This window comes from Caulobacter sp. 602-1, assembly GCF_003931565.1.
Lineage (GTDB): Bacteria > Pseudomonadota > Alphaproteobacteria > Caulobacterales > Caulobacteraceae > Caulobacter.
Window position 1 is genome coordinate 1 of record NZ_RRYI01000043.1, and the last position, 369, is coordinate 369.

The 369-nt window shown below is 65.3% G+C and carries 1 protein-coding gene; it reads right to left on the bottom strand.

Going from position 1 to position 369, the window contains the following annotated elements; all coding sequences use genetic code 11:
- Positions 1–369 (bottom strand): GTP-binding protein (locus tag EIK80_RS25160; RefSeq protein WP_233586945.1); only part of this gene is annotated, 369 nt, incomplete at both ends.

Here is a 369-nt window from a genome sequence, read left to right on the forward strand (position 1 = left end):
CTCGCCGACCTTCACGACGCCCTTTTCGATACGGCCCGTGACCACGGTGCCGCGGCCCGAGATCGAGAACACGTCTTCGACCGGCATCAGGAACGGCAGGTCAACCGGACGTTCCGGCTGCGGGATGTAGGCGTCGACCGAAGCCATCAGCGCCAGGATCGCCTCTTCGCCGATCTTGGCGTCGCGGCCTTCCACGGCGGCCAGGGCCGAACCCTTGGTGATCGGAATGTCGTCGCCCGGGAACTGGTACGAGCTGAGCAGCTCGCGCACTTCCATTTCGACGAGCTCCAGCAGCTCTTCGTCGTCGACCATGTCGACCTTGTTCATGAACACGACCAGGGCCGGCACGCCGACCTGACGGGCCAGCAG